This is a genomic window from Pseudomonas sp. MPB26 (assembly GCF_046605355.1).
GTDB classification, from domain to species: domain Bacteria; phylum Pseudomonadota; class Gammaproteobacteria; order Pseudomonadales; family Pseudomonadaceae; genus Aquipseudomonas; species Aquipseudomonas cedrina.
On the sequence record NZ_CP176793.1, the window covers coordinates 5,445,752 to 5,466,543 of the forward strand.

The window sequence follows — 20,792 nt, forward strand, 5'->3', positions numbered from 1 at the left end:
CGGGCTACGCATCATGTAGGCAATCGGCCACGCCCGCGCTGGAGGCGCGACACTGGTATTTGGAGGCAAGCAGTTGATCATCAATCTTCATCCTGCCGGCCGTTTTCGCCAACGGACCGGCGACATGCAGATTTCGCACGGGGAAGTGTTCGGACCGGTCCTGGCGGTCAGCGCCTTCGACACCCAAGAGCAGGCGGTGCAGCAAGCCAGTGCCATTCGTCTAATCCCCGGCACTCTGAATGGCGTGCCGTCTCTCAAGTGTAAGCGCGGATATCCCGAGCATCAGCAAGGAGAGTCAATATGCACAGCAATGAAAACGCCCCCGCTAACGAAGCCGGGCATGATCCTGAGCGTGATGAGGACAATATCCCGTTGCCGCCGGACGACGAGGCACCTCTTGAAGAGGACATGTCCGATGTGGATGCTGCCGATTCGGTCGCGAGCGAGCATCCCGACAACTGACGGTCCTTTGTAATCCGAAGCACCCGCCGGCCTCATTCCGGCCGCTGCCCCACAGCGGCCGGGACGATGGCTAAGCGCCGGTCGAACGGGCGTTCTCCACGCCCAGTGAATTTTTCCGAACCTTCCCGGCCGCACACCTATCAGAACTAACAAGACGGTCGTCCAATGGCACCGCGCGAGGTACGTGGCTTATCCAAATGTTCAGCGTGAGGCCGCAGTTTCAACATGTGCACCGGCGGCACAGTCACAGCAAGGACATATCTGATGCATCAAGATAACCCGGTTGACCAAATCATCGTGATCGGCGCTTCCAGCGGCGGTTTAATGGCATTGCGCAAATTGCTGGCCCAGCTCCCGAGCGATCTGCAGGCCGCGGTTTTCATTACCATGCACATCGGCGATCAACCCAGCCTGCTGCCGAGCCTGCTGGCTAAGGCGAGCTCATTGGACATCGACTTTGCCTTGTCTGGGGAAACTCTGAAAAACGGTCGAGTCTATGTGGCGCCACCGGACCAGCATCTGCTGATCAAGCGCGGCACCCTGCAGTTGGTCCGCGGCGCCAAGGAAAATTACTCCCGCCCTGCGATTGACCCGATGTTTCGCTCCGCTGCGGTCAGCTACGCAGAGGGAGCCATTGGCGTGATCCTCACCGGCGAGCTTGACGACGGCGTGGTCGGCCTTCAAGCGATCAAGGCTTACAGGGGCAGGGTGTATGTCCAGGACCCCGAGACCGCCGAAGCGCCCTCGATGCCGATGAACGCCCTGCGTCATGTGGAGGTGGACGCTTGCTTGCCGCTCGATGAGCTGGGCAGCGCCCTTGGCCGCCTGGTTCAGCAGCGCGCGCCCGAAGCGCACGCGCCCAGGGAGCCCAAGCGTATCGAGCCCTACGCGACTGAAAACGATCTGACTGAAGACCTCAGTTCAGGCGGGGCCTATGCCTTGGACGCGATAGGCAAGGTCTCGGGCGTGTCGTGCCCGGAATGCGGCGGCTCATTATGGGAGCTGGGCGCCGCACCGCTGCGCTTTCGTTGCCACACCGGCCACAGTTACACCTCGGCTGCGTTATTTCATGCCCAGAACGAAATGATCGAGGAAGCGCTGTGGGTGGCTATACGCGCCATGCACGAAAAGCAATTGCTGCTCGGTCGGCAGATTCAAAGCAACAAGGATGTCGGGCGAACGGGCGCGGTAAAAGAGTACGAACTGGCGAGCGAAGGCCTTGAGGGCCATAAGAACACCCTGCGCGCGTTGGTAACAAGGCTGCGCCCCGTGTCGTCCAGTCGCGCGCAAACGCCCAAATGAGCATCGACACTGACACTCGGGAACAAGTCGCGGCGATCTTTGCCCAGCTCTTGGCGCTGCGGGAAAGCGTGACCGCGCTTGAGCGCGCGCAGGAAGAACGAGCAGGCTCACTGCGGGGTCATCAAACGGTGGACGTGGACGGCGCGTTCCGCTTGGTCTTCCAGAAGCTTCAAGACGAGATAACCCGCATGGAAGAGACGCTCGCTACCCTGGCTGAAGCCACCGGTGATGGGCCCAAGTTCTAGCCTCCACGGCAAAGTGTCCCGCCGTTCAACGTTGATAAGCCAGCAGCCGGCGCTCAGCCAATCGGAATACGCCTACCAGAGCGCACGCCAGCACCATATAGAGCAGAGCGGCGATGCCGTAGGCCTGGAACGTTTTGAACGTGGCCGCGTTGACATCCGCCGCGATTTTCAGGATGTCGGGCACGGTCGCGGTAAAGGCGATGGCGGTGGCGTGCAGGACGAAGATCACTTCGTTGCTGTAGGCCGGGAGTGCACGGCGCAGCATGCTGGGTATCAGCACCAGGATGAATACCTGGCTGCGGGTCATGCCCAGCGCCAGCGCGGCCTCGATTTCGCCGCGTGGGGTAGTGCGCAGCACGCCGGCCAGAATCTCGATGGTATAGGCGCAGGTGTTCAGGGCCAGTGCCAGGATCACGCAATGCATGCCGTCCCGAAAGAACCACCACAGGCTCGGCGATTCTCGGATCAAACTCAGGCTCGCCAGGCCGCTGTAGATGATCAGCAGTTGCACGAACAGCGGCGTGCCGCGAAACACCAGGGTGTAAAGCTGCACCGGCAGTCCCAGCCAGCGATTGCCGTAGGTGCGCAACAGCGCCAGCGGTATGGCCGCGCACAAACCGAGCACGGCAGACGTCACCAATAGCCATAAGGTGACAGCCAGGCCGCTCCAGCGGTAACCGTCTGACCAGAGGAAGTTCGGCCCGAACTCTTTGAGTATCTCGATCATGACATTCTCCGCTGCGGTTCAGGGCTGTAGCGCCGTTCCAGGTGTTTGAGCAGCAGGCTTGAAAGGACCGCGAAGACAAGGAATATCGCGGCGATCACCAGGTAGAAAAACATCTGCCTTGAGGTCGCATTGCCGGCCTGCTTGGCGACCTGGACCATGTCGTTGAGGCCCAGCAGCGAGATCAGGCCCGCGCTTTTCAACAGCACTTGCCAGATATTGCCTATGCCGGGCAACGCGAACCGCATCATCTGCGGCAGACGGATGCGCCGCAGCACTTGCCAATGGCTCATGCCATAGGCGCGCGCCGCTTCCAGCTGGCCGAACGGAATCGCCTGGAAGGCGCCGCGAAAGGTTTCGGTGCAATAGGCACCGTAGATGAAGCCGAGGGTGCCAATCGCCGTGCCATAAGGGTTCAACTGCAACGATTCACGGCCAAACGCTTCGGCGACTTGGTTCAGTCCGATCTGCGCGCTGTAGTAGATCAGCAGCATCAGCACCAGGTCCGGCACACTGCGCACCAGCGTGGTGTACACCGTCGCGGCCAGCCGCAGCGGCGCCAGTGGCGAGAGTTTCGCCAGGGCGCCGAGCAGGCCCAGCAGCAAGGCCACGCAAGCGGCCCACGTGGCAACCTGCACGGTGAGCCACGCGCCCTGGAAAATCAGATAGCCATACCCTTCGAGAAACATGCTTTCAGGCTCCGTACGGGTGATTATTTGGGCGAGATGTCAAAGTCGAAGTATTTTCTGGCGATGCGATCGTAGGTGCCGTTCTGGTGGATCCGTTCCAGCGCCTGGTTGATCTCGCCGGCCAGGGCCGTATCGCTTTTACGCAAGCCGATGCCGGTGCCCGGGCCGAAGATCTCCGGTGACTTGACCACCTCGCCGGCATAGCCGAAGCCTTTGCCCATGGGTTTCTTCAGCAGCCCTTCAGAGACGGCAATCGCATCATCGAACGCGGCATCCAACCGACCGTTGATCAAGTCCGAATAGGTCAAGTCGCTGCTCTGATACGGCACCACTTCCACGCCTTTGAGGCCCCACATCCGCTTGGCATAAACCTCAAACACGCTGCCCTGCTGCACACCGATGCGCTTGCCCCGCAAGGATTCGGCCGTCGGCTGCAACGGGCTGCCTTCAGGGGCGACCAAGCGTGCCGGGGTGTCATACAGGGTATTGGAGAAGGCGATTTCGGCTTTGCGTGCTTCAGTGATCGACAAGGCGGAGAGGATCGCGTCGAACTTCTTGCCCTTAAGGGCCGAAACCATGCCGTCGAAGGCGTTCTCCACCCAGACGCAACGGCGTTGCAACTCGCTGCACAGGCTTTCGCCCAACTCGATGTCGAAGCCGGTCAGCGAACCGTCCGGCTGCTTGGATTCGAACGGCGGGTAGGTGGGATCGACCCCGAAACGCAAGGGTTCGCCGGCGCCCCAGGTTATCAGCGGACTGGCCGCGAGCATCAAACCGATCAGACATCTTTTCATCGACAGGGTATCCACGACAGAGGGGTGGAACCGCCTCGGGCATCGGCCCGGGCAGCAGGCTTCAGCCTTGAAGGTTCAAGGCGTGTTTGAGCTGTTGGACGCGCTCGCTATCGACGGCCTGGCCATGGCCAAAGCCACCGGCCCAGCCGCACACTTGGCCGGCATGTTCGACGCCGCGTGAAAGGCATTCGGCAAGCGGGTGTCGGGCTTGCCAGGCGAGCAGGAACGCCGCGATAAAACCGTCGCCGGCGCCCATGCTGTCCACGAAGGCGCACGGCTGCGCGGGCTGCTCATGCACGCCTTGGGCGTCGACCGCGAGAGCGCCCAGGGCGCCACGGGTGATGACCACCACCACCGGCCCCCTGGCGCGCATCGCCTGCGCCAGGTCATGAGCCTCGCTTGACGACAGGTCGGGCGCCGAGAAAAAGGCAATGTCGACCTGCTGGATGAGCGCCTGCCAATCGAACTCGACCCAGTTGTCCGAGAAGTCGAATGACAGGCAGCCACTGGCCTGGCGAATCTGCGCCAGTTGGTGCTCAAGGCCGCTGTAGAGGCTGCTGTGCGCCAGCGCGAAGGTAGCGATATAGGCCAGGTCGTCAGGCTCGAGACGCAATTGGCGACACACACCCGGATCACTGCCAAGGAACAGCCGTTCGCCGTTGATGCTGTCGACACACGCCCAACCATTGGCGCCGTCCAGCCTGCTGCAACGGGCCACATCGACGGCTTCCTGTTGCAGGCAATCGAGCAAGTATTGGCCGTACCGATCACTGCCAACGCAGCCAAGGTAGGCGCTGCGAGCCCCCAGCCGTGCAGCAAACACCGCGACGTTGAGTGCGTTGCCACCGGGGTATTCAAGGTGTTGGTCCAGGTACACGTCCAGGGTGTTGTCGCCGACCGCGATCAGGCTGGCCATCTCAATACTCCGTTTTCCACATGTAGCGACGCGTTGTCAGTGGCTGCTGGTGCCAGACCGCGAGATGCGCGGCGATGCGTTCCACGGCGATGCCGACGATGTAGGGCGCGACGATAGCGCGGATCTCGGCGTCGATGCCCTCCATCGGGAAGTCCTTGGCGTCATAGACCATGACCCGTTCGGTGTAGCGCTGGCAAAATTGCACGACCCGCTCCATCTGCGCGCGACTGGGGTCTTCACCGACCAGCAGGAGCAGCGGGGTGGTCGCATCGATGGCTTCGAACGGGCCGTGAAAAAACTCCGCGGCTTCCACCGGCAGGCAGTGCAACCATTGGCTTTCCATGACCACGCAGACGCCGAACACATAGGCGGTGGTAAACATGGGGCCCGAGGCCAGGAAATACATGACGCGATCATCTTTGTAGAGGCGCGCCTCTTCGGTGGCCCGCAGGTCGTTATTGATTGCGGCATCGGCGAGGGCTTGTGGCAATGCCTTGAGTGAGCGGGTGAGCTTGGCCAGCAGCGGCCAGCCTTCGCGTTTGGCCAGGATCCCGCCGATCAAGGCCTGCAGCGTCATGAAGCAACCGAAATAGGCTTCGTCGGTACGTCCCAGCAGGAAGCAATGCTGGACTGATTGGGCCAGGGGCAGTTCGGCGGTCTGGGTCACGCCTACGGTGAGACAAGGTTTGTCCTGCAGAAAGCGTGCGGCGGCGATGGTTTCCTGGGTCGTTCCGGATTTGGACGCCAGGACCACCAAGGTGCGCTCGTCCAGGCGCGGCGGATCGATGTCCATGAAGTCGGCCGGGAAATAACGGCGCACTTCCAGGGTGTGGCTGTAGCGTTCAAGCCAGTACTGCAGGCCGAGCATGATGCGGTTGGGAGCGCCGCAACTGACGAAATAGATGCGGTCGATCCGCGTTGCCAGCTCCTGGCCATACGCTTGGGCGTCGTCGACGATATGCACGGATTGCTGCAAGGAAGCGATAAATGCATCCCGGTTGAACTGGATCGCCATGTGAGCTCCTGGGGGCTTGTTGCGGTTCATGATCACTATTTAGACCAAAAGCTATACCATGAAAAATACCATTACAAGGCTTTTCCCCCGTGGTCTAATAGGCGTATCGCATCGTTTTCGCGATGTTTCTCCAGGCGATTTTGTCGATGTTGGCATGCCCGCTGCGTTTACGGGCGGTTGATGGGTTCGCGATCACCCTGGCAGCGCCGAAAAAATAATCCAGGATGTAGACCATGAAAGTAACGCCTCCAAAATCCTCCGACGTTGCCCTGCTGGCGCCCGAACGCAAGCAGGTGGCCTGGCAGGCCGTGCAGGCTTTGCTGGAAATGCTGGAACGTCCGGAGTTCGGGCCGACCGAGCGGATCCCGGCGGAGCGGGACCTCGCCGAGCACCTGGGGATCAGCCGGATGACGCTGCGCAAGGCCCTGCAAACGCTGGTCGATCGCGGCATCCTGGAGCGTCGGGGCAACCGTGGCACCTTTGTCACGGCCCCAGGTGTCGAGCGACCGCTCAATACCGTGGCGCGCAAAGGCATTGCCGAAGTGGTCGAACAGGCCGGTGCGCGGCCGGGAAGTAAATTGCTCTACTTCGAGCAGACCCAGGCCAGCGCGCGCGTCGCCAGGTTGCTGAAGATCCAGGAAGGTGATGCGTTGCTGACTATCCGGCGCCTGCGCACCGTGGATCAAAAACCGTTCTGCATCGAGACCAGCTACATTCCCGCCGCCCGCGCACCCGACCTGGTGGCGGCGGACCTGATCGAAGGGGCCTCGCTGTATGCGTTGTTGCTGGCGCGCTACCAGATCGAAATAGACAGCGACGAGGGCACCCTGGGTGTCGCCACGATGAACGATCAGGAGGCGCGCCTGCTTGACGTCGAGCCCGGAACAGCAGCGCTGGTCTATCGCGGCGTGATCTTTGATCGCCAGGGCCAGCCGGTCGAATACCTCGTCTCGGTCAACCACCCTCAGCGCGTGGTTTTCAAATTGGCGGACAGTCGGGTCAGCAGCTTCAATACTGACGGTTCGTGACCCTTGCTACCGAGCAGTCAACCAGCCTTGGGGCCCTTCACTCATCCGGCGCTCTTTTACCGAGCGCTGGCCGGGCTACTGCAATACTATCCGAAGGTCGAGAGCGGCCCACCCCTAATACTGAGGCGCGGTCCAGATCGAAAGCTCTTTGAGCTTTATCTCGGTGGAAATATCGAATTCGGTTTGAAGCAACTGCGCCGCATCGTCGGTAATGCTTGCCGAGCACTGTAGGCCCAGCACGAAACCGTTCGCCCTTGCGCCGGCCTTGACTGCCATGATCATTGACCCGGACTTTTGAATTTCCGCCATGATTTTGTCCGCCTGGCGAATGATCGAAGCGGGAAGTTGTTTCTTGAAATCGGCCATTTTGTACTCCAAACGCACACAAGGTGTTGCTGGCTTAACGCCATTATACGGAGCTGCATGCTCTCTGATCTAGGAGATTCATGGGAGGTTGCTGCGTTCAAAAAATAAGGATCCAATTCCGCTCGGCGTTGCACCGCGGGATTTTTGCCAACCTGACACCGCTATTTCCAGGCAGATACCCGCGCAGCGGCGCGGTGAGGCAATTGAAACTTCTGGAGGCCTGGGACGATCTTCTGAACATCAGCCAACAGGAGGACAGGTAATGAATTGCTATCTGTGCGGGCTACAAGCGAAGCAGTCCGAAGAGGACCAAGGCAGTGAACTCGTCGACTGTTCCGACTGCGGTACCTACAAAATTTCCAGCATTGTCCTGAGAGAACTGGGGTCCAAGACGTTCAACTACCCGAAAATGCGCGATGACCTGCACCGCCAGCGGCAGTTCAACGCCACCGCCGTGGCCGAGATCAATACGCAGACGGCGATCTGGGCTTGAACTCTGCGCTCGTTGGTCCGGGGTAGGACTTGCATGACGATCCGCGAGCCCTGCCGAATCGCTACTGGGCATGCCAGCCTAACTGCCTGGAAATCTGCCGAGTGGCTTCCATCAGCCGATCGACGTAATCCTGCTTGAGTTCTTCGCGAAACCGAAAGCAGGGGAATGACACACTCATCCCTCCGATCACGTGGCCGAAACGGTCGCGGATCGGTGCGGCCAGGCAGCGCATATTATCTTCGAATTCCTCATGGTCTTCGGCATAGCCCTGGGCGCGTACCACGTCCAGCTCTTGCAGATATGCCTCGATGCTGACCAGGGTATTGGCGGTACGGCGCTCGAAGCTTTCTTCCTCCAAGTGGGCGATCAGCTCCGGCTGGTCCAGCCAGGCCATGAGCACCTTGCCGATCCCGGTGCAATACAGCGGCGCACGTCGGCCGATGCGCGAGTACATGCGCAGGTTGTACTTGGAGTCGATCTTGTGCACGTAGACGATGCTGCCTTCGTCAAGGATGCCCAGGTGGACGGTCTCGCCCGTCAGTTCATTGATACGGCGCATGCCCGGTTCCGCCTCGCGGACGATGTCCAGGTGGGGCAGAGCCTGGGCGCCCAATTCAAATAGCCGAACGCTGAGCCGATAGCGGTCCTCGGCGTCTTGCACCACATAGCCGCGCGCTTTGAGGGACTGCAGGAACCGGTAAACCGTGCTTTTGGACATGTCCAGTTTCTGCGCGATTTCCGATACGCCGCTTTCCTCTGGATGCTCGGCCAGCGCTTCAAGCACGGCCAGGGTCCTTGCGACGGCGGAAACCAGTTCGTTGTTCTGGAGGGTACTGTTGTCCATGAAGGCTCCAACGGAAACGGAAAACCCAAGAATATACGCTGGCGAATCAAAACGCTGTTTCATTTTTCTTGACGGTGTAGGAAATCTGATTAAAACTCGGGCCCAGTCAGTAAGAATGAAACGCCGTTTTAAAAACAACAAAGGCGCCAGTGATGAACGCGATTCCAGGGCACTGCCCGCAACCCCTGTCAGGCCGCCGCGTCAACGTGGCGCTGATCGGCGAGTGCATGATCGAGATGCGCGGCGATCCCGCCTCAGGCTTCAGCCAGACCTTCGGCGGCGACACGCTCAATACAGCCGTCTACCTGGCGCGACTGAGTCCCGCCGCCCGAATTGCCGTGGACTACGCCACTGCCATCGGCGCCGATAGCTTCAGCGACGCCATGCGTCAGTCGTGGCGCGAGGAGGGTGTCGGAGAGCAACATGTACGGGTGATCAAGGATGCGCTGCCGGGCTTGTACTTCATCCAGACCGATACCCAGGGCGAGCGACGCTTTCTGTATTGGCGGGGCGAAGCCGCAGCGCGCAGCCTGTTCGACGGCCCGCAAGCAGATGCCGTGTTGCAGGCCCTTGCTGATTACGACTACCTCTATCTGAGTGGCATCAGCCTGGCGATTTTGACGCCCACTGGCCGCGAGCGGCTGATGCACGCCTTGCGCCTGGCGCGTGAAGCCGGCACGCGCATTGTCTTCGACAACAACTACCGCCCTCATCTCTGGCCTGATGCCCAGTCGGCACGACAGGCCTATGGCGACCTGCTGCGCCTGACTGACCTGGCCCTGGTTACCTGGGAAGACGACGCAGCGCTGTTCGGTTATGCCGATGTCGAGGCGTTGTTCCGTGCTTACGCGGCGTTCGGCGTGGGTGAAATCGCTCTCAAGCGCGGCGCCGCCTCGTGCCTGGTGCAGTGCGATTCGGGTCGTTTCGACGTGCCCGCCGAGCCGGTGCGGCAGGTCGTTGACACCACGGCGGCGGGCGATTCCTTCAGTGCGGCCTATCTTTCGTGTCGCCTCCAAGGCGGTGACCCCCAACGGGCGGCGCGCTGGGGCCATCGTTTGGCGGCCCAGGTCGTGCAGCATCGCGGTGCACTGATCCCCAAGGCCGCCATGCCGGGCATGAGCATGCCTTCCTTTTCTTCTGCCGCAGAGGCCTGACCTTATGAAAATCATTGAAGCCCGCGTGATCGTTACCTGCCCGGGTCGCAACCTGATCACATTGAAAATCGTCACTGATTCGCGCATTTACGGCATTGGTGATGCGACCTTGAATGGCCGCGAACTGGCGGTGGTCGCCTACCTTGAAGAGCACGTATTGCCCGCCTTGATCGGTCGCGATGCCCAGCGCATCGAGGACATCTGGCAGTACCTGTATCGCGGCGCCTACTGGCGCCGTGGTCCGGTGACGATGACCGCGATCGCCGCCGTGGACGTCGCGCTGTGGGACATCAAGGCCAAGGCCGCGCAGATGCCGTTGTACCAGTTGCTCGGGGGTAAAAGTCGCGAACGGGTCATGGTCTACGGGCATGCCACGGGCAAGGACATCGAGGGGTGCCTGGACGAAGTCGCCCGGCATGTCGAGCTGGGTTACAAGGCGGTGCGCGTGCAATGCGGGATTCCCGGCATCGCCACTACCTATGGCGTGGCCAAGCGCAGCGGTGAACGTTATGAACCCGCCGACAGCGACCTGCCCGCTGAACATGTGTGGGACACCGCCAAATACCTGAACCATGTACCCAAGCTGTTCGCCGCCGTGCGCGAGCGATTCGGCGATGACTTGCACATCCTGCACGACGTGCACCATCGCCTCACACCGATTGAAGCGGGGCGCCTGGGCAAGGCGGTGGAGCCTTTCAACCTGTTCTGGCTGGAAGACTGCACCCCGGCCGAGAATCAGGAAGCCTTCCGCCTGATCCGCCAGCACACCACCACGCCGCTGGCGGTGGGTGAAGTGTTCAACTCCATCCATGACTGCCGCGAGCTGATCCAGGAGCAGCTGATCGACTACATCCGCGCCACCCTGGTACATGCCGGTGGCATCACCCATGTGCGCCGCATTGCTGACTTTGCTGCGCTCTACCAGGTGCGCACCGGCTTTCATGGCGCCACCGACCTGTCGCCGGTGTGCATGGGCGCGGCGCTGCATTTCGATACCTGGGTGCCCAACTTCGGCATTCAGGAGCACATGCCCCACGACGAACGTATCGACGAAGTGTTTCCACACGCCTATCGCTTCGAGGATGGCCACTTTACACCGGGCGAAACGCCGGGGCATGGCGTCGACATCGACGAGAGCCTGGCGGCGAAATACCCCTACAAGCGCGCCAGCCTGCCGGTCAATCGCCTGGAAGACGGCACGCTCTGGCATTGGTAAGCGCTGCCTCGATTGATTTGATAACGACAGAACACAGAGTGCCACCCGCCCTGTCAGGAGTTACCCGATGAAAGCATTTCAAGTAAGAGCCCCTTTTGAATACGGCCTGGCGCAAGTCGAGGTGCCCCACGTCGCGCCTGGCGAAGTCAAGGTTGACGTCGCCTACGCCGGTATCTGCGGCTCGGACATGCACATCATTCACGGGCAAAACGCCTTTGTGCGGTTTCCGCGTGTGACCGGCCATGAGTTCTCCGGCGTGGTACGGGAAGTGGGCGAGGGGGTCGATAATCTCAAGGTCGGCGACCGCGTGTGCATTGACCCGGTCATCAGCTGTGGCACCTGTTATCCCTGCCGAATCAACCGACCGAACGTCTGCACCCGGCTGCAAGTGATTGGCGTGCACCGCGATGGCGGGTTCAGCGAGCAAGTCTGCGTCCCCGCGGACAATGCCCACCGCTTGCCGGACTCGATGTCCCTGAGCCATGCCGCGCTGGTGGAACCGTACACCATCGCCCTCAACGTGCTGGACCGCATGCAGCCCGAACCGGGCGACAGCCTGTTGATCTACGGCGCGGGCGTGATCGGCTTGACGCTGGTGCAGATGGCACGGGCGCTGGGGATGACCGATATCACCGTGACCGACGTCCTCGATACACGTCTGGAGGCGGCCAGGGCACTCGGGGCCAGCCGCACCCTCAACGGCAAGGACGTCGACGTCGAAGCAACGATGCGCGAATTGACCCAAGGCGAAGGCGTGCCGCTGATTGTCGACGCCGCCTGCATCCCCGCGCTGATGCCGCAAATGGTGCGCCTGGCCTCGCCTGCGGGACGTATCGGCCTGCTGGGTTTCAACACCGTGCCGAGCGACCTGGTGCAGTTGGAAATGATCAAGAAAGAACTGACGCTGGTGGGCTCGCGCCTGAACAATCGCAAATTTCCGAAGGTGATGGAGCTGATCGCCAGCGGAAAATTGCAGGTGCGGGAACTGATCAGCCACCGCGTGAGCTTCGACGAAATGCCGGGGGCCATCGATCTGATCGAAAACCATCCCGAACAAACCCGCAAGGTTCTCGTGGAACTGAGCGGCGCGCATCCCTAGTCATCCGTAGACACGCGTGCCCACACGGGCACCCTCACCGAATAAACACAAGAAGCGGGAGGTTCCAATGTTTGGTCAAGGTCGCACATTAATCATCATCATGCTGTTCCTGGCGGGCGTCATCAATTACCTGGATCGGTCGGCATTGTCCGTTGCCGCGCCGTTCATCCAGAAAGACTACGATCTTTCGACGGGTGAAATGGGCATGATCTTCAGTAGTTTTTTCGTCGGTTATGCCGTGTTCAACTTTATCGGCGGCTGGGCGGCCGATCGCTACGGCGCGAAAACCACGCTGCTGTTGGCAATGGTGCTGTGGTCGCTGTTCAGCGGTCTCACGGTGCTGACGGTTGGCTTTGCCTCGCTGGTATTGATCCGCATCCTGTTCGGCATGGGTGAAGGGCCGTTGAGCGTGACCACCAGCAAAATGGTCAATAACTGGTACACCCCCAAGCAAAGGGCGCGGGCCCTGGGCACGTCAATGTCCGGCACACCGTTGGGCGGCGCCATTTCCGGGCCGGTGGTGGGCTTCATTGCCGTCACCTACGGCTGGAAGGTGTCGTTCATTATCATCATGGCGATCGGCCTGGTCTGGGCGGCGGTGTGGTACAAATTCGTCAAGGAGCGGCCTGAAGGCGCGGGCGCCGAGGATATCCTGCGGGCCGAGGGTCAAAGCGAGCTGGCGGCGCAGCCGGTGTTCCCGCTGCGGTACTACCTCAAGCAGCCCACGGTGCTGTTCACGTCCCTGGCATTCTTCTCCTATAACTACACGTTGTTCTTCTTCCTGACCTGGTTCCCCAGCTACCTGACCATGGCCCACGGCCTCAACGTCAAGGACATGAGCATCGCCACGGTCATTCCCTGGGTCCTGGGGTTCCTCGGCCTGGCCCTGGGCGGTTTCATTTCCGACTTCGTGTTCAAGAAAACCGGGCGGATGATGTTCTCGCGCAAGGTCGTACTGGTGACCTGCCTGTTGCTCTGCGCCGCGTGCATTGCGGTTGCCGGGGTGGTCAAGACCCTGTACCCGGCAGTTATCCTCGTCGCCCTGGCGGTGTTCTTCCTTTACCTCACGGGTGCCATCTATTGGGCGATCATCCAGGACACCGTGCCTGCCGCGCGGGTGGGTGGCGTCAGTGGCTTCATGCATTTCCTGGCGAATACCTCGGGCATCATTGGTCCGACCTTGACCGGCTTTCTGGTGCAATTCACCGGTTCGTTCACCAGTGCGTTCCTGCTGGCGGGATTGTTGACCGTGATTGGCGCCGTGTGCGTAGCGCGTTATGTCACACCGCTTTCGGCGGCGGATACCGGTAACGCGCAGGCAGTAAGCCCGCAACCCGTTTCGGCCCTGAGCCGACCATAACTCAAAGGAGCCTGTCGATGCCCACCGTGAACCGTGTGCCCTCAGCCGGCACTGTCCGTGACATCGGGATCGTGCATCTTGGCCTGGGGGCGTTTCATCGCGCCCACCAGGCGGTCTACCTGCAACGCCATCTCAATCGGCATGGCGAAAGCGATTGGGGGTTGTGCAGCGCCAACCTGCGCTCGAATCGCACATTGGTTAATCAATTACGCGCGCAGGAGGGTCGCTATCATGTGGCCGAATACCGTGACCGCGAGCGGGTGACGCTGCGTGAGATCGGTGTACTGCGCCAGGCCTTGTATGTGGGCGAGGGCGGCCATGAGCTGGAGCAACTGTTGCAGCGCATGGCCGCGCCGCAAACCCGGATCGTCACGCTCACCGTCACCGAGAAAGGTTATTGCCTGAACCCGGCCACTGGGCAGTTGCGTACGGAAGATCCAGCGATTGTCCATGACATTGCGCATTCCCGAGCGCCGCGCACGGCGCCCGGTATTGTCCTCGAAGCCCTGCGCCGCCGCCGCGCCGCAGGCACGCCTGCGTTTACGGTGCTGTGCTGCGACAACATGCCCGACAACGGCCAGCGCACTCGCCAGGCGGTGAGCGCGTTGGCGGCGTTGCAGGACCCAGTCCTGGCGCAATGGGTCAATGAGCATGTGGCGTTCCCGGGCTGCATGGTTGACCGGATCGTTCCCGCCATGGACGGCGAGTCCTTCACGCGGCTGGAGCAGCAACTGGATTGCCCCGACCGTGCGGCGGTGGTCTGTGAAAGCTTCAGCCAGTGGGTGATCGAAGATCACTTTCCTCTCGGGCGTCCGGACTGGGAGGAGGAAGGCGTGCAGATGGTGGGCGATGTGCGTCCATTTGAAACCATGAAGCTGCGCATGCTCAACGGCAGCCATTCGTTGCTGGCCTACGTGGGGCTGCTGGCCGGCCACGACTTGGTGTTCGAAGCCATCAAGGATGCGGATCTCGCGCGTTTCATCGCACGCTATATGGCCGAGGAAGCCGCGCCGACCCTGGCCATGCCGGCGGGTATCGATCTTGCGCTCTACGCCCGCGATCTCAAGGCGCGATTTGCCAATGACAGCCTGCAACACCGTTTACGCCAGATCGCGATGGACGGTTCGCAGAAACTGCCGCAACGCTGGTTGCTTGGCGCGCAGCAATTGCTCGGTGAAGGGCGTGACCTGAGCTGTACCGCATTGGGTATCGCGGCCTGGATTCACGACTGCACGCAACCGCGCCCCGACGGTTCGGCACCGGTGATCGACGATCCCTTGAGCGCCACCTTTGCCGAGCTTGCCGGCCGGTTCGAAGGCGCTGCCTTGGTGGATGCCTTTCTCGGCCTGGACGAGGTGTTCCCGGCCAGCCTGTCGGATCGCCCTGCCTTTCGTGACGCTGTACAACGCGCCTATGCCGCCCTGGTCCGCGATGGCATGGTCAGCCTTTTGCACAACTTTGCCGTACACCACTAACAGGAAAGGAGCACAGCATGGAACACACATGGCGTTGGTTTGGCCCCAAGGATCCGATCTCCCTGGCGGACGTGCGTCAAACCGGCGCGACCGGCATCGTCACCGCGCTGCACGAGATTCCCAATGGCCAAGTCTGGCCGGTGGAAGCTATCGCGGCGCGCAAGCAGATGATCGAAGCCGCGGGCTTGAGCTGGTCGGTGGTGGAAAGCATTCCGGTGCACGAAGACATCAAGCGCGGCTGCGGCCGGCGTGATGAGTACATCGCCAATTATCAGCAAAGCGTGCGCAACCTGGCGAGCTGCGGCATCGATATCGTGTGCTACAACTTCATGCCGGTGCTCGACTGGACCCGCACTGACCTGGCTTGGGAGCTGGCGGATGGCGGTTGGGCGCTGCGTTTCGATCAAACCGCGTTCGCTGCGTTCGACCTGTTCATCCTCCAGCGCCCGGACGCCCAGGCCGAATACAGCGCCGAAGATATCCAGAGGGCCAAAGCCTACTTCGAGCAACTGACGCCGGCCCGCAGCGAAGTATTGGTCAATACCTTGATCGCCGGTTTGCCCGGTGCCGAGGAGCATTACAGCCTGGATGACTTTCGGGCGTTGCTGCGCACCTACGCCGACATCGACGCCGACAGGTTGCGTGAGCACCTGGGGTATTTTCTGCGCGCGGTGATACCGGTGGCAGAGGAAGTGGGCGTGCGCATGGCGATCCATCCGGACGATCCACCCCGTGCGCTGCTTGGCTTGCCGCGCATCCTGTCGACCGCCGATGATGCCCAGTGGCTGCTGGACGCTGCTCCCAGCGCCGCCAATGGCCTGACATTCTGCACCGGCTCTTATGGCGTGCGTGAAGACAACGATCTGGTGGCGATGGCCAAGCACTTTGCGCCGTTCATCTACTTCACCCACCTGCGTTCAACCCGCCGCGAAGCCGACCCGCGCAGCTTCCACGAGGCCCATCACCTGGACGGCGACGTCGACATGGTCGGGGTCATTGGCGCGCTGGTGGCCGAAGAACGCAGGCGTGAACGCGAAGGCGGCCCACGCTTGCCGCTGCGTCCTGACCATGGGCATCAACTGCTCGACGACCAGCACCGTAAAAGCAACCCAGGCTATTCGCTGTTCGGTCGCCTCAAGGGGCTGGCGGAAATCCGTGGTGTGGAATTGGCGGTGCGCCAACAACTGCCTTGATGGCATGAAAACGCAGCAAGTCGCCAGCGGGCAAACCGTTGGCTACTTGTTCTGTCCATTGGCCGTGAGCTCTTGCGGCTCCAGCGCTTGCAACCAACGATTTTCCGAACGGCTCAGATGCTGGCGCATTGAGGTTTGTGCACCGAGCACGTCTTTTTGGGCCACGGCGCGAAGGATTGCTTCATGCTCGATGACGGCCGCTTGCCAGGTCAAAGCGTTCTCTGAATGTTTGCTCAAGTGCGCCGAGATAGGGTTATGTCGCTCGTCAAAGAGCCCGGTGATGATCCGGACCAAGGCAGAGTTGCCGCTCATTTTAGCCAGGCGATGGTGAAACTTGCGGTCATCCTCCAGCGGCGGCAAACCCTTTTCGATGGAGGCACGCATGGCATCAATGCATTCCTGAAGGTAGCGATAGTCGCTTTTTTTAGCGTGCAGACAAGCCAGAATTATCGACTCACCCTCGATCAAGGCACGCGCCTGCATAAGCTCCGAGGGACTTTCGCCGAGCGTTACGGTGTTATTTGTGCCTTCCAGGGCCAGGGCTCTGACGTACACGCCTGAGCCCATCTTGATGTCAACTACGCCTTCTATTTCCAGGGCGATCAGCGCTTCGCGCAGCGAGGGCCTGGAAACACCAAGGCGTTGCGTCAAATCCCGCTCGGGAGGAAGTCGTGAGCCGAGTTTGAAATCCCCCTGCAAGATGTAGTTTCGAAGCTGGTCGGCGATTTTCTGATACGGCTTTCGCTCAGAGGCGTTTGTCGGTGCGGCCATCGGTACGGCGTCCATCAGGAAGTTTGCGAAGGCTACCATAGCTCGGGTGAGTGGCTGTTCGTTTCACATCACCGCGCCCATCTGCCAGGGCAGGAACTCGTTGTCGCCCAAGCCGTTTTCTTCGCTGCACGTGGGGCGTCCGGAGGCGGTGTCGAGCATCAATTGAAACAGCCGTTCACCGGCCTGCGCCACCGATTCCAGGCCATCGACAATACCGCCGGCATTGAAGTCCATATCCAGTTCCATGCGATGGAACAGGCGGGTGTTGGTAGCAATTTTTAAAGAGGGAGTGGGTTTGCACCCGTAGGTCGAGCCACGGCCTGTGGTAAAGCAGATGAGATTCGCGCCTCCCGCTACCTGGCCGGTGGCTGACACGGGGTCGTAGCCAGGCGTGTCCATGAATACCAGTCCGTGGGTATCGATCGTTTGGGCGTAGTGATAGACGCCCATTAACCCGGTGGTGCCGGCTTTCGCCACGGCGCCAAGGGATTTTTCCAGAATGGTGGTAATGCCCCCGGCCTTGTTGCCAGGGGAGGGGTTGTTGTTCATGTCACCGTCATGGTGGCGTACGTAGGCTTCCCACCAATGGATGCGCGCCATCAACTTTGCCGACACCTCGGCCGAGACGGCGCGTGCCGTCAAGAGGTGTTCAGCGCCATAGATTTCTGGCGTTTCCGAAAGAATGGCACTGCCGCCGTGCCGCACAAGCCGGTCCACCGCCGCCCCGAGTGCCGGGTTCGCGGTGATGCCTGAGTAACCATCCGAGCCGCCGCATTGCAAACCCACGCTGAGGTGGCTGGCCGCAACGGTGGTACGCCGCAAACTATTGATGATGGGCAGCATCGCTTCAATGTGCGCGATGCCCCGTTGTACGGCTTCGCGAGTACCGCCCGCTTCCTGAATAATCAGACTGGCCTTGAGCGTGGCTGAGCGATCCCCCAGTTCATTCATCAAAGGCGTCAGTTGGTTGACCTCACAGCCCAGGCCGATCAATAACACACCGGCAAAATTGGGGTGATCGGCGTAGCCGCGCAAGGTCCGTTTGAGGATATCGATCCCTTCACCTTTCGCCCCCATGCCACAACCGCTGCCATGGGTAATTGCGACAACGCCATCGACGTGGGGGAAGTCTTTCAGGCGCTCGGCAGAGAACGCATTGGCGATGTGTTTGCAGACGGTTGCCGAGCAGTTAACGCTGGAAATAACACCGATGTAATTGCGTGTGCCGACGCGCCCATCATCGCGGACAAACCCCTCGAAGGTCGCCGGTTCATGGCTGAACACCGTGGGCACATAGCGGTTCTGCACGCTGTGTTCGGCGTTGGTGGCGGGCATGTCCAGGTTGTGTACATGGACGTAATCACCGGGTTCGATGCCGCGAGTGGCCAAGCCTATGGTTTGGCCGTACTTGAGCACCTGTTGGCCGGCCAACACTGCACGCAGGGCGATCTTGTGGCCGGATGGAATCGGTTGCCGGGCGATCAGCGCGATACCGTCGGCGCTGAGGTGTTGGCCTGCGGCGATATCGCCTCGAGCCACGGCAACATGGTCGCCGGGTGTCAACACCAGCAAGGACTGACTGTCACTCATCAGGTCTCTCCTAACACTCGATGATTGCTTTGACGACGCCTTGTTTGGGGTCGAGCAATGTGGCGAACGCGCTGGGGACATCGCTGAGCGTCAGTCGATGGGTATTGAGGGCGGCGTGCGGAATCAAGCCGTTGCGCAAGCATTGCTCTACATAATGGAAGTCTTCGTGGGTGGCGTTGCGGCTGCCCATCAACGTGGCTTCGCGTTTGTGGAATTCGGGGTCGGAGAACGTGATGGAATCGCGAACCACCGAAATCATCACATAGGTGCCGCCGTGCGCGATGAACTCAAACCCACGCTCCATGGCCCGGGCATTGCCGGTGGCATCGAACACCACGTCGAAAAAGTCACCCTCGGTCAGTTCCGCAAGCAATTCCTTGTCGCCTTCGCCGATTTTCACCGCCGCGAGAATCTGCAGGTGTTCCTTGCAGAATGCCAGGCGATCATCGCGCGTATCCAGAACGGTGACCCGCGCGCCACGCAGACTGGCGAAAATCGCCGCCGCCATGCCGATCGGGCCGGTGCCGACCACCAGCGCACGTTTATCCGCCTGTACATTTGAACGCCGTACGGCATGAGCGCCGATAGACAGGAATTCGATCATCGCGGCCTGATCGAGTGACACGCCCACCGCCTTGTGAACGAATGCCTGGGGAATGCTCAGGTATTCGGTGAAGGCCCCGTCGCAATGAACCCCCAGCACCTGGATACGCGTGCAGCAGTTGGTCTTGCCCTGGCGGCAGGCGATGCATGTTCCGCAGGAAAGATAGGGCATCACGTAGACGACATCGCCACTTTTGAGGTCGCTGGCGCTGTCAGCTTCTTCCACTACCCCGGAGAACTCGTGCCCCATCACCCGCGGGTAGTCGAGGTAGGGCTGATTGCCGGTGAAAATATGCAGATCGGTGCCACAGACCCCGACGCGCTTGATGCGGATAAGGATTTCGCCGGGCTTCCTGGCCGGTTTTTCACGCTCTACGGCGGTTAACGAACCGGGTTCGTTACAGATGACAGTCAGCATATTGAAGCTCCTTTGTGGGGAGCCACGCGACAGGTGGCGATGAGCACAAGAGGGAAGCGAGCGAACGGCGGGCGATGGGGTGCATACATTCAGGCGATCTCTTTTTTGTTGTAGGCGGACACATGCCCGCCCGAGTGATCAGAACTGAAAACCTACGCGCCGGATGCGATATTGGCAATACCAATTGTTAATAAATGAATTTTGGACTGACCAGTTTAAATGTGTCGCGGGAGCGAACGGGGCAGTACAGGCCAGTGCCTGCCAAGGGTGGCGGGTGGAAAGAAGGGAGGTGGTGCCAACGGCGGCCAGTGGGCCAGGCCGTCGGCAGAGTGCATCATTACTCGACGGTACAGATCCACAGATGGTTGTGCCGATAGGGCGCACGGGTGAAATGGACATCTGAAACCAGTTTCATCCCGCGCTCTTGCAGTGCTTCGGTCAGTTGTACGAGTGTCTCTGCCTGGATAGTCATTGCTGTCACCTCGTCAGATTTACCGCGTTCATAATTCTTGACCGGGCGGGCAACTGGCTAATTCAAAATTTCTACGTGGACGATTGATACACGGTGCTTTTCATTGGATTTATGGGGGGCTGTTTCAACATTCAGTGGCCCGGCAGAGGGTAGTGCTTGATGCGGCAAGGGTAGTCCTTGCCGTCGCCTTTACAGATGCCATCCAGGTAGCGGTAATCAACGCGCACCACGTGCCCTTTTTTAGGCCAGGTCCGGCGCGGAAGCACAGCCTGGTAGTCCGAAGTTTCCGGCGTAAACAGGATAGTCGCGCCTTGTTCCGGGCAGATCACAGTGGCCGTCTTTGCGCTCACTTTGAGGATCTCGGCCTGCAACTGTGGAAACGGTTTTGTCACGGTACCGGTAATACGCAACTCCATCCTGCAGATTTGCCAGGATGATGCCAGGACGGGTTGGCAGAACATTGAAAGCATTACCGTAAACAGCACGTAGCAGGGTGCCTGATTTTTCATTATTGGCGTTGCTCTTCGATCAATGTGCTAGAGGGGAGGCAGTGCCAAGTGGCG

24 protein-coding genes and 1 pseudogene are annotated in these 20,792 nt (G+C 60.6%); 12 read left to right on the forward strand and 13 right to left on the reverse strand.

All coding sequences use genetic code 11. The features are described 5' to 3' along the window. Positions 1-22: 22 nt before the first annotated feature. The 4 genes and pseudogenes from ACLH0H_RS24830 to ACLH0H_RS24845 form a co-directional block, all read left to right on the forward strand. A pseudogene (locus tag ACLH0H_RS24830) lies at positions 23-196 on the forward strand (aldehyde dehydrogenase PuuC); the annotation flags it as partial. 104 nt (positions 197-300) lie between these two features. Further along, a complete protein-coding gene (locus ACLH0H_RS24835; RefSeq protein ID WP_307392884.1) occupies positions 301-462 on the forward strand; it encodes a hypothetical protein in 162 nt (53 codons plus the stop codon). A gap of 225 nt (positions 463-687) precedes the next feature. Then, positions 688-1,764, forward strand: coding sequence for a chemotaxis protein CheB (locus tag ACLH0H_RS24840; RefSeq protein WP_411380053.1), 1,077 nt, complete (start codon positions 688-690; stop codon positions 1,762-1,764). After that, positions 1,761-2,009 carry a hypothetical protein gene (locus ACLH0H_RS24845; RefSeq protein WP_411380054.1) on the forward strand — a complete coding sequence of 83 codons (249 nt, stop codon included), beginning with the start codon at positions 1,761-1,763 and terminating at the stop codon, positions 2,007-2,009. The genes ACLH0H_RS24840 and ACLH0H_RS24845 overlap by 4 nt, the downstream gene beginning before the upstream one ends. Positions 2,010-2,034: 25 nt before the next feature. On the opposite strand, the gene hisM is transcribed toward ACLH0H_RS24845, so the two are convergent. The 6 genes from hisM to ACLH0H_RS24875 all read right to left on the reverse strand — a co-directional run bounded on the left by hisM (position 2,035) and on the right by ACLH0H_RS24875 (position 6,382). Beyond that, a complete protein-coding gene (hisM, locus tag ACLH0H_RS24850; protein WP_411380055.1) occupies positions 2,035-2,736 on the reverse strand; it encodes a histidine ABC transporter permease HisM in 702 nt (233 codons plus the stop codon). Continuing rightward, positions 2,733-3,422 (reverse strand): ABC transporter permease, encoded by a 690-nt coding sequence (locus ACLH0H_RS24855; protein WP_411380056.1) that lies wholly within the window; start codon positions 3,420-3,422, stop codon positions 2,733-2,735. Before ACLH0H_RS24855 ends, hisM begins: the two co-directional genes overlap by 4 nt. Positions 3,423-3,445: 23 nt before the next feature. Further along, the gene (locus ACLH0H_RS24860; protein WP_076953938.1) at positions 3,446-4,216 is read right to left on the reverse strand and encodes an ABC transporter substrate-binding protein; all 771 of its coding nucleotides are present in this window, start codon (positions 4,214-4,216) and stop codon (positions 3,446-3,448) included. Between the two features lie 61 nt (positions 4,217-4,277). Further along, positions 4,278-5,132, reverse strand: coding sequence for a PfkB family carbohydrate kinase (locus ACLH0H_RS24865; protein WP_411380057.1), 855 nt, complete (start codon positions 5,130-5,132; stop codon positions 4,278-4,280). Between the two features lies 1 nt (position 5,133). Continuing rightward, a complete protein-coding gene (locus ACLH0H_RS24870) occupies positions 5,134-6,147 on the reverse strand; it encodes an SIS domain-containing protein (RefSeq protein ID WP_411380058.1) in 1,014 nt (337 codons plus the stop codon). Positions 6,148-6,241: 94 nt separating this feature from the next. Then, a complete protein-coding gene (locus tag ACLH0H_RS24875; RefSeq protein ID WP_411380059.1) occupies positions 6,242-6,382 on the reverse strand; it encodes a hypothetical protein in 141 nt (46 codons plus the stop codon). Here ACLH0H_RS24875 and ACLH0H_RS24880 point away from each other — a divergent pair. After that, entirely contained in the window at positions 6,381-7,175 is a 795-nt protein-coding gene (locus ACLH0H_RS24880; RefSeq protein WP_411380060.1) for a GntR family transcriptional regulator, read from the forward strand. The two genes, ACLH0H_RS24875 and ACLH0H_RS24880, sit on opposite strands and share 2 nt — an antisense overlap. A gap of 114 nt (positions 7,176-7,289) precedes the next feature. Here the strand turns inward: ACLH0H_RS24880 and ACLH0H_RS24885 are convergent, their stop codons facing one another. Then, complete coding sequence (locus ACLH0H_RS24885; RefSeq protein ID WP_411380061.1) at positions 7,290-7,541, reverse strand: hypothetical protein; 252 nt, start codon at positions 7,539-7,541, stop codon at positions 7,290-7,292. Between the two features lie 262 nt (positions 7,542-7,803). On the opposite strand from ACLH0H_RS24885, the gene ACLH0H_RS24890 reads away from it, so the two are divergent. Beyond that, the gene (locus ACLH0H_RS24890) at positions 7,804-8,034 is read left to right on the forward strand and encodes a hypothetical protein (RefSeq protein WP_411380062.1); all 231 of its coding nucleotides are present in this window, start codon (positions 7,804-7,806) and stop codon (positions 8,032-8,034) included. Between the two features lie 61 nt (positions 8,035-8,095). On the opposite strand, the gene kdgR is transcribed toward ACLH0H_RS24890, so the two are convergent. Continuing rightward, positions 8,096-8,878, reverse strand: coding sequence for a DNA-binding transcriptional regulator KdgR (gene kdgR, locus ACLH0H_RS24895; RefSeq protein ID WP_411380063.1), 783 nt, complete (start codon positions 8,876-8,878; stop codon positions 8,096-8,098). A 152-nt stretch (positions 8,879-9,030) separates the two neighbouring features. Between kdgR and ACLH0H_RS24900 the strand changes: the two genes are divergently transcribed. The 6 genes from ACLH0H_RS24900 to uxuA all read left to right on the forward strand — a co-directional run bounded on the left by ACLH0H_RS24900 (position 9,031) and on the right by uxuA (position 16,375). Further along, positions 9,031-10,032 carry a sugar kinase gene (locus ACLH0H_RS24900; RefSeq protein ID WP_411380064.1) on the forward strand — a complete coding sequence of 334 codons (1,002 nt, stop codon included), beginning with the start codon at positions 9,031-9,033 and terminating at the stop codon, positions 10,030-10,032. 4 nt (positions 10,033-10,036) lie between these two features. Continuing rightward, the gene (gene manD, locus ACLH0H_RS24905) at positions 10,037-11,248 is read left to right on the forward strand and encodes a D-mannonate dehydratase ManD (protein ID WP_411380065.1); all 1,212 of its coding nucleotides are present in this window, start codon (positions 10,037-10,039) and stop codon (positions 11,246-11,248) included. A 67-nt stretch (positions 11,249-11,315) separates the two neighbouring features. Further along, the gene (locus ACLH0H_RS24910) at positions 11,316-12,347 is read left to right on the forward strand and encodes a Zn-dependent oxidoreductase (RefSeq protein WP_411380066.1); all 1,032 of its coding nucleotides are present in this window, start codon (positions 11,316-11,318) and stop codon (positions 12,345-12,347) included. A 67-nt stretch (positions 12,348-12,414) separates the two neighbouring features. Beyond that, the gene (locus ACLH0H_RS24915) at positions 12,415-13,707 is read left to right on the forward strand and encodes an MFS transporter (protein ID WP_411380067.1); all 1,293 of its coding nucleotides are present in this window, start codon (positions 12,415-12,417) and stop codon (positions 13,705-13,707) included. Between the two features lie 17 nt (positions 13,708-13,724). Beyond that, a complete protein-coding gene (locus ACLH0H_RS24920; protein ID WP_411380068.1) occupies positions 13,725-15,182 on the forward strand; it encodes a mannitol dehydrogenase family protein in 1,458 nt (485 codons plus the stop codon). A gap of 17 nt (positions 15,183-15,199) precedes the next feature. Continuing rightward, the gene (uxuA, locus tag ACLH0H_RS24925) at positions 15,200-16,375 is read left to right on the forward strand and encodes a mannonate dehydratase (protein ID WP_411380069.1); all 1,176 of its coding nucleotides are present in this window, start codon (positions 15,200-15,202) and stop codon (positions 16,373-16,375) included. A gap of 42 nt (positions 16,376-16,417) precedes the next feature. Here uxuA and ACLH0H_RS24930 read toward each other — a convergent pair whose 3' ends face one another. The 5 genes from ACLH0H_RS24930 to ACLH0H_RS24950 all read right to left on the reverse strand — a co-directional run bounded on the left by ACLH0H_RS24930 (position 16,418) and on the right by ACLH0H_RS24950 (position 20,738). Then, positions 16,418-17,146 carry a FadR/GntR family transcriptional regulator gene (locus tag ACLH0H_RS24930; RefSeq protein WP_411380070.1) on the reverse strand — a complete coding sequence of 243 codons (729 nt, stop codon included), beginning with the start codon at positions 17,144-17,146 and terminating at the stop codon, positions 16,418-16,420. Between the two features lie 63 nt (positions 17,147-17,209). After that, a complete protein-coding gene (locus tag ACLH0H_RS24935; RefSeq protein ID WP_411380071.1) occupies positions 17,210-18,736 on the reverse strand; it encodes a UxaA family hydrolase in 1,527 nt (508 codons plus the stop codon). Positions 18,737-18,746: 10 nt separating this feature from the next. Beyond that, positions 18,747-19,757, reverse strand: a complete 1,011-nt coding sequence (locus ACLH0H_RS24940) for a zinc-binding alcohol dehydrogenase family protein (RefSeq protein WP_411380072.1) — start codon at positions 19,755-19,757, stop codon at positions 18,747-18,749. A gap of 337 nt (positions 19,758-20,094) precedes the next feature. Continuing rightward, complete coding sequence (locus ACLH0H_RS24945; RefSeq protein ID WP_411380073.1) at positions 20,095-20,229, reverse strand: hypothetical protein; 135 nt, start codon at positions 20,227-20,229, stop codon at positions 20,095-20,097. 131 nt (positions 20,230-20,360) lie between these two features. Next, the gene (locus ACLH0H_RS24950) at positions 20,361-20,738 is read right to left on the reverse strand and encodes a hypothetical protein (protein ID WP_411380074.1); all 378 of its coding nucleotides are present in this window, start codon (positions 20,736-20,738) and stop codon (positions 20,361-20,363) included. Between the last annotated feature and the right edge of the window lie 54 nt (positions 20,739-20,792).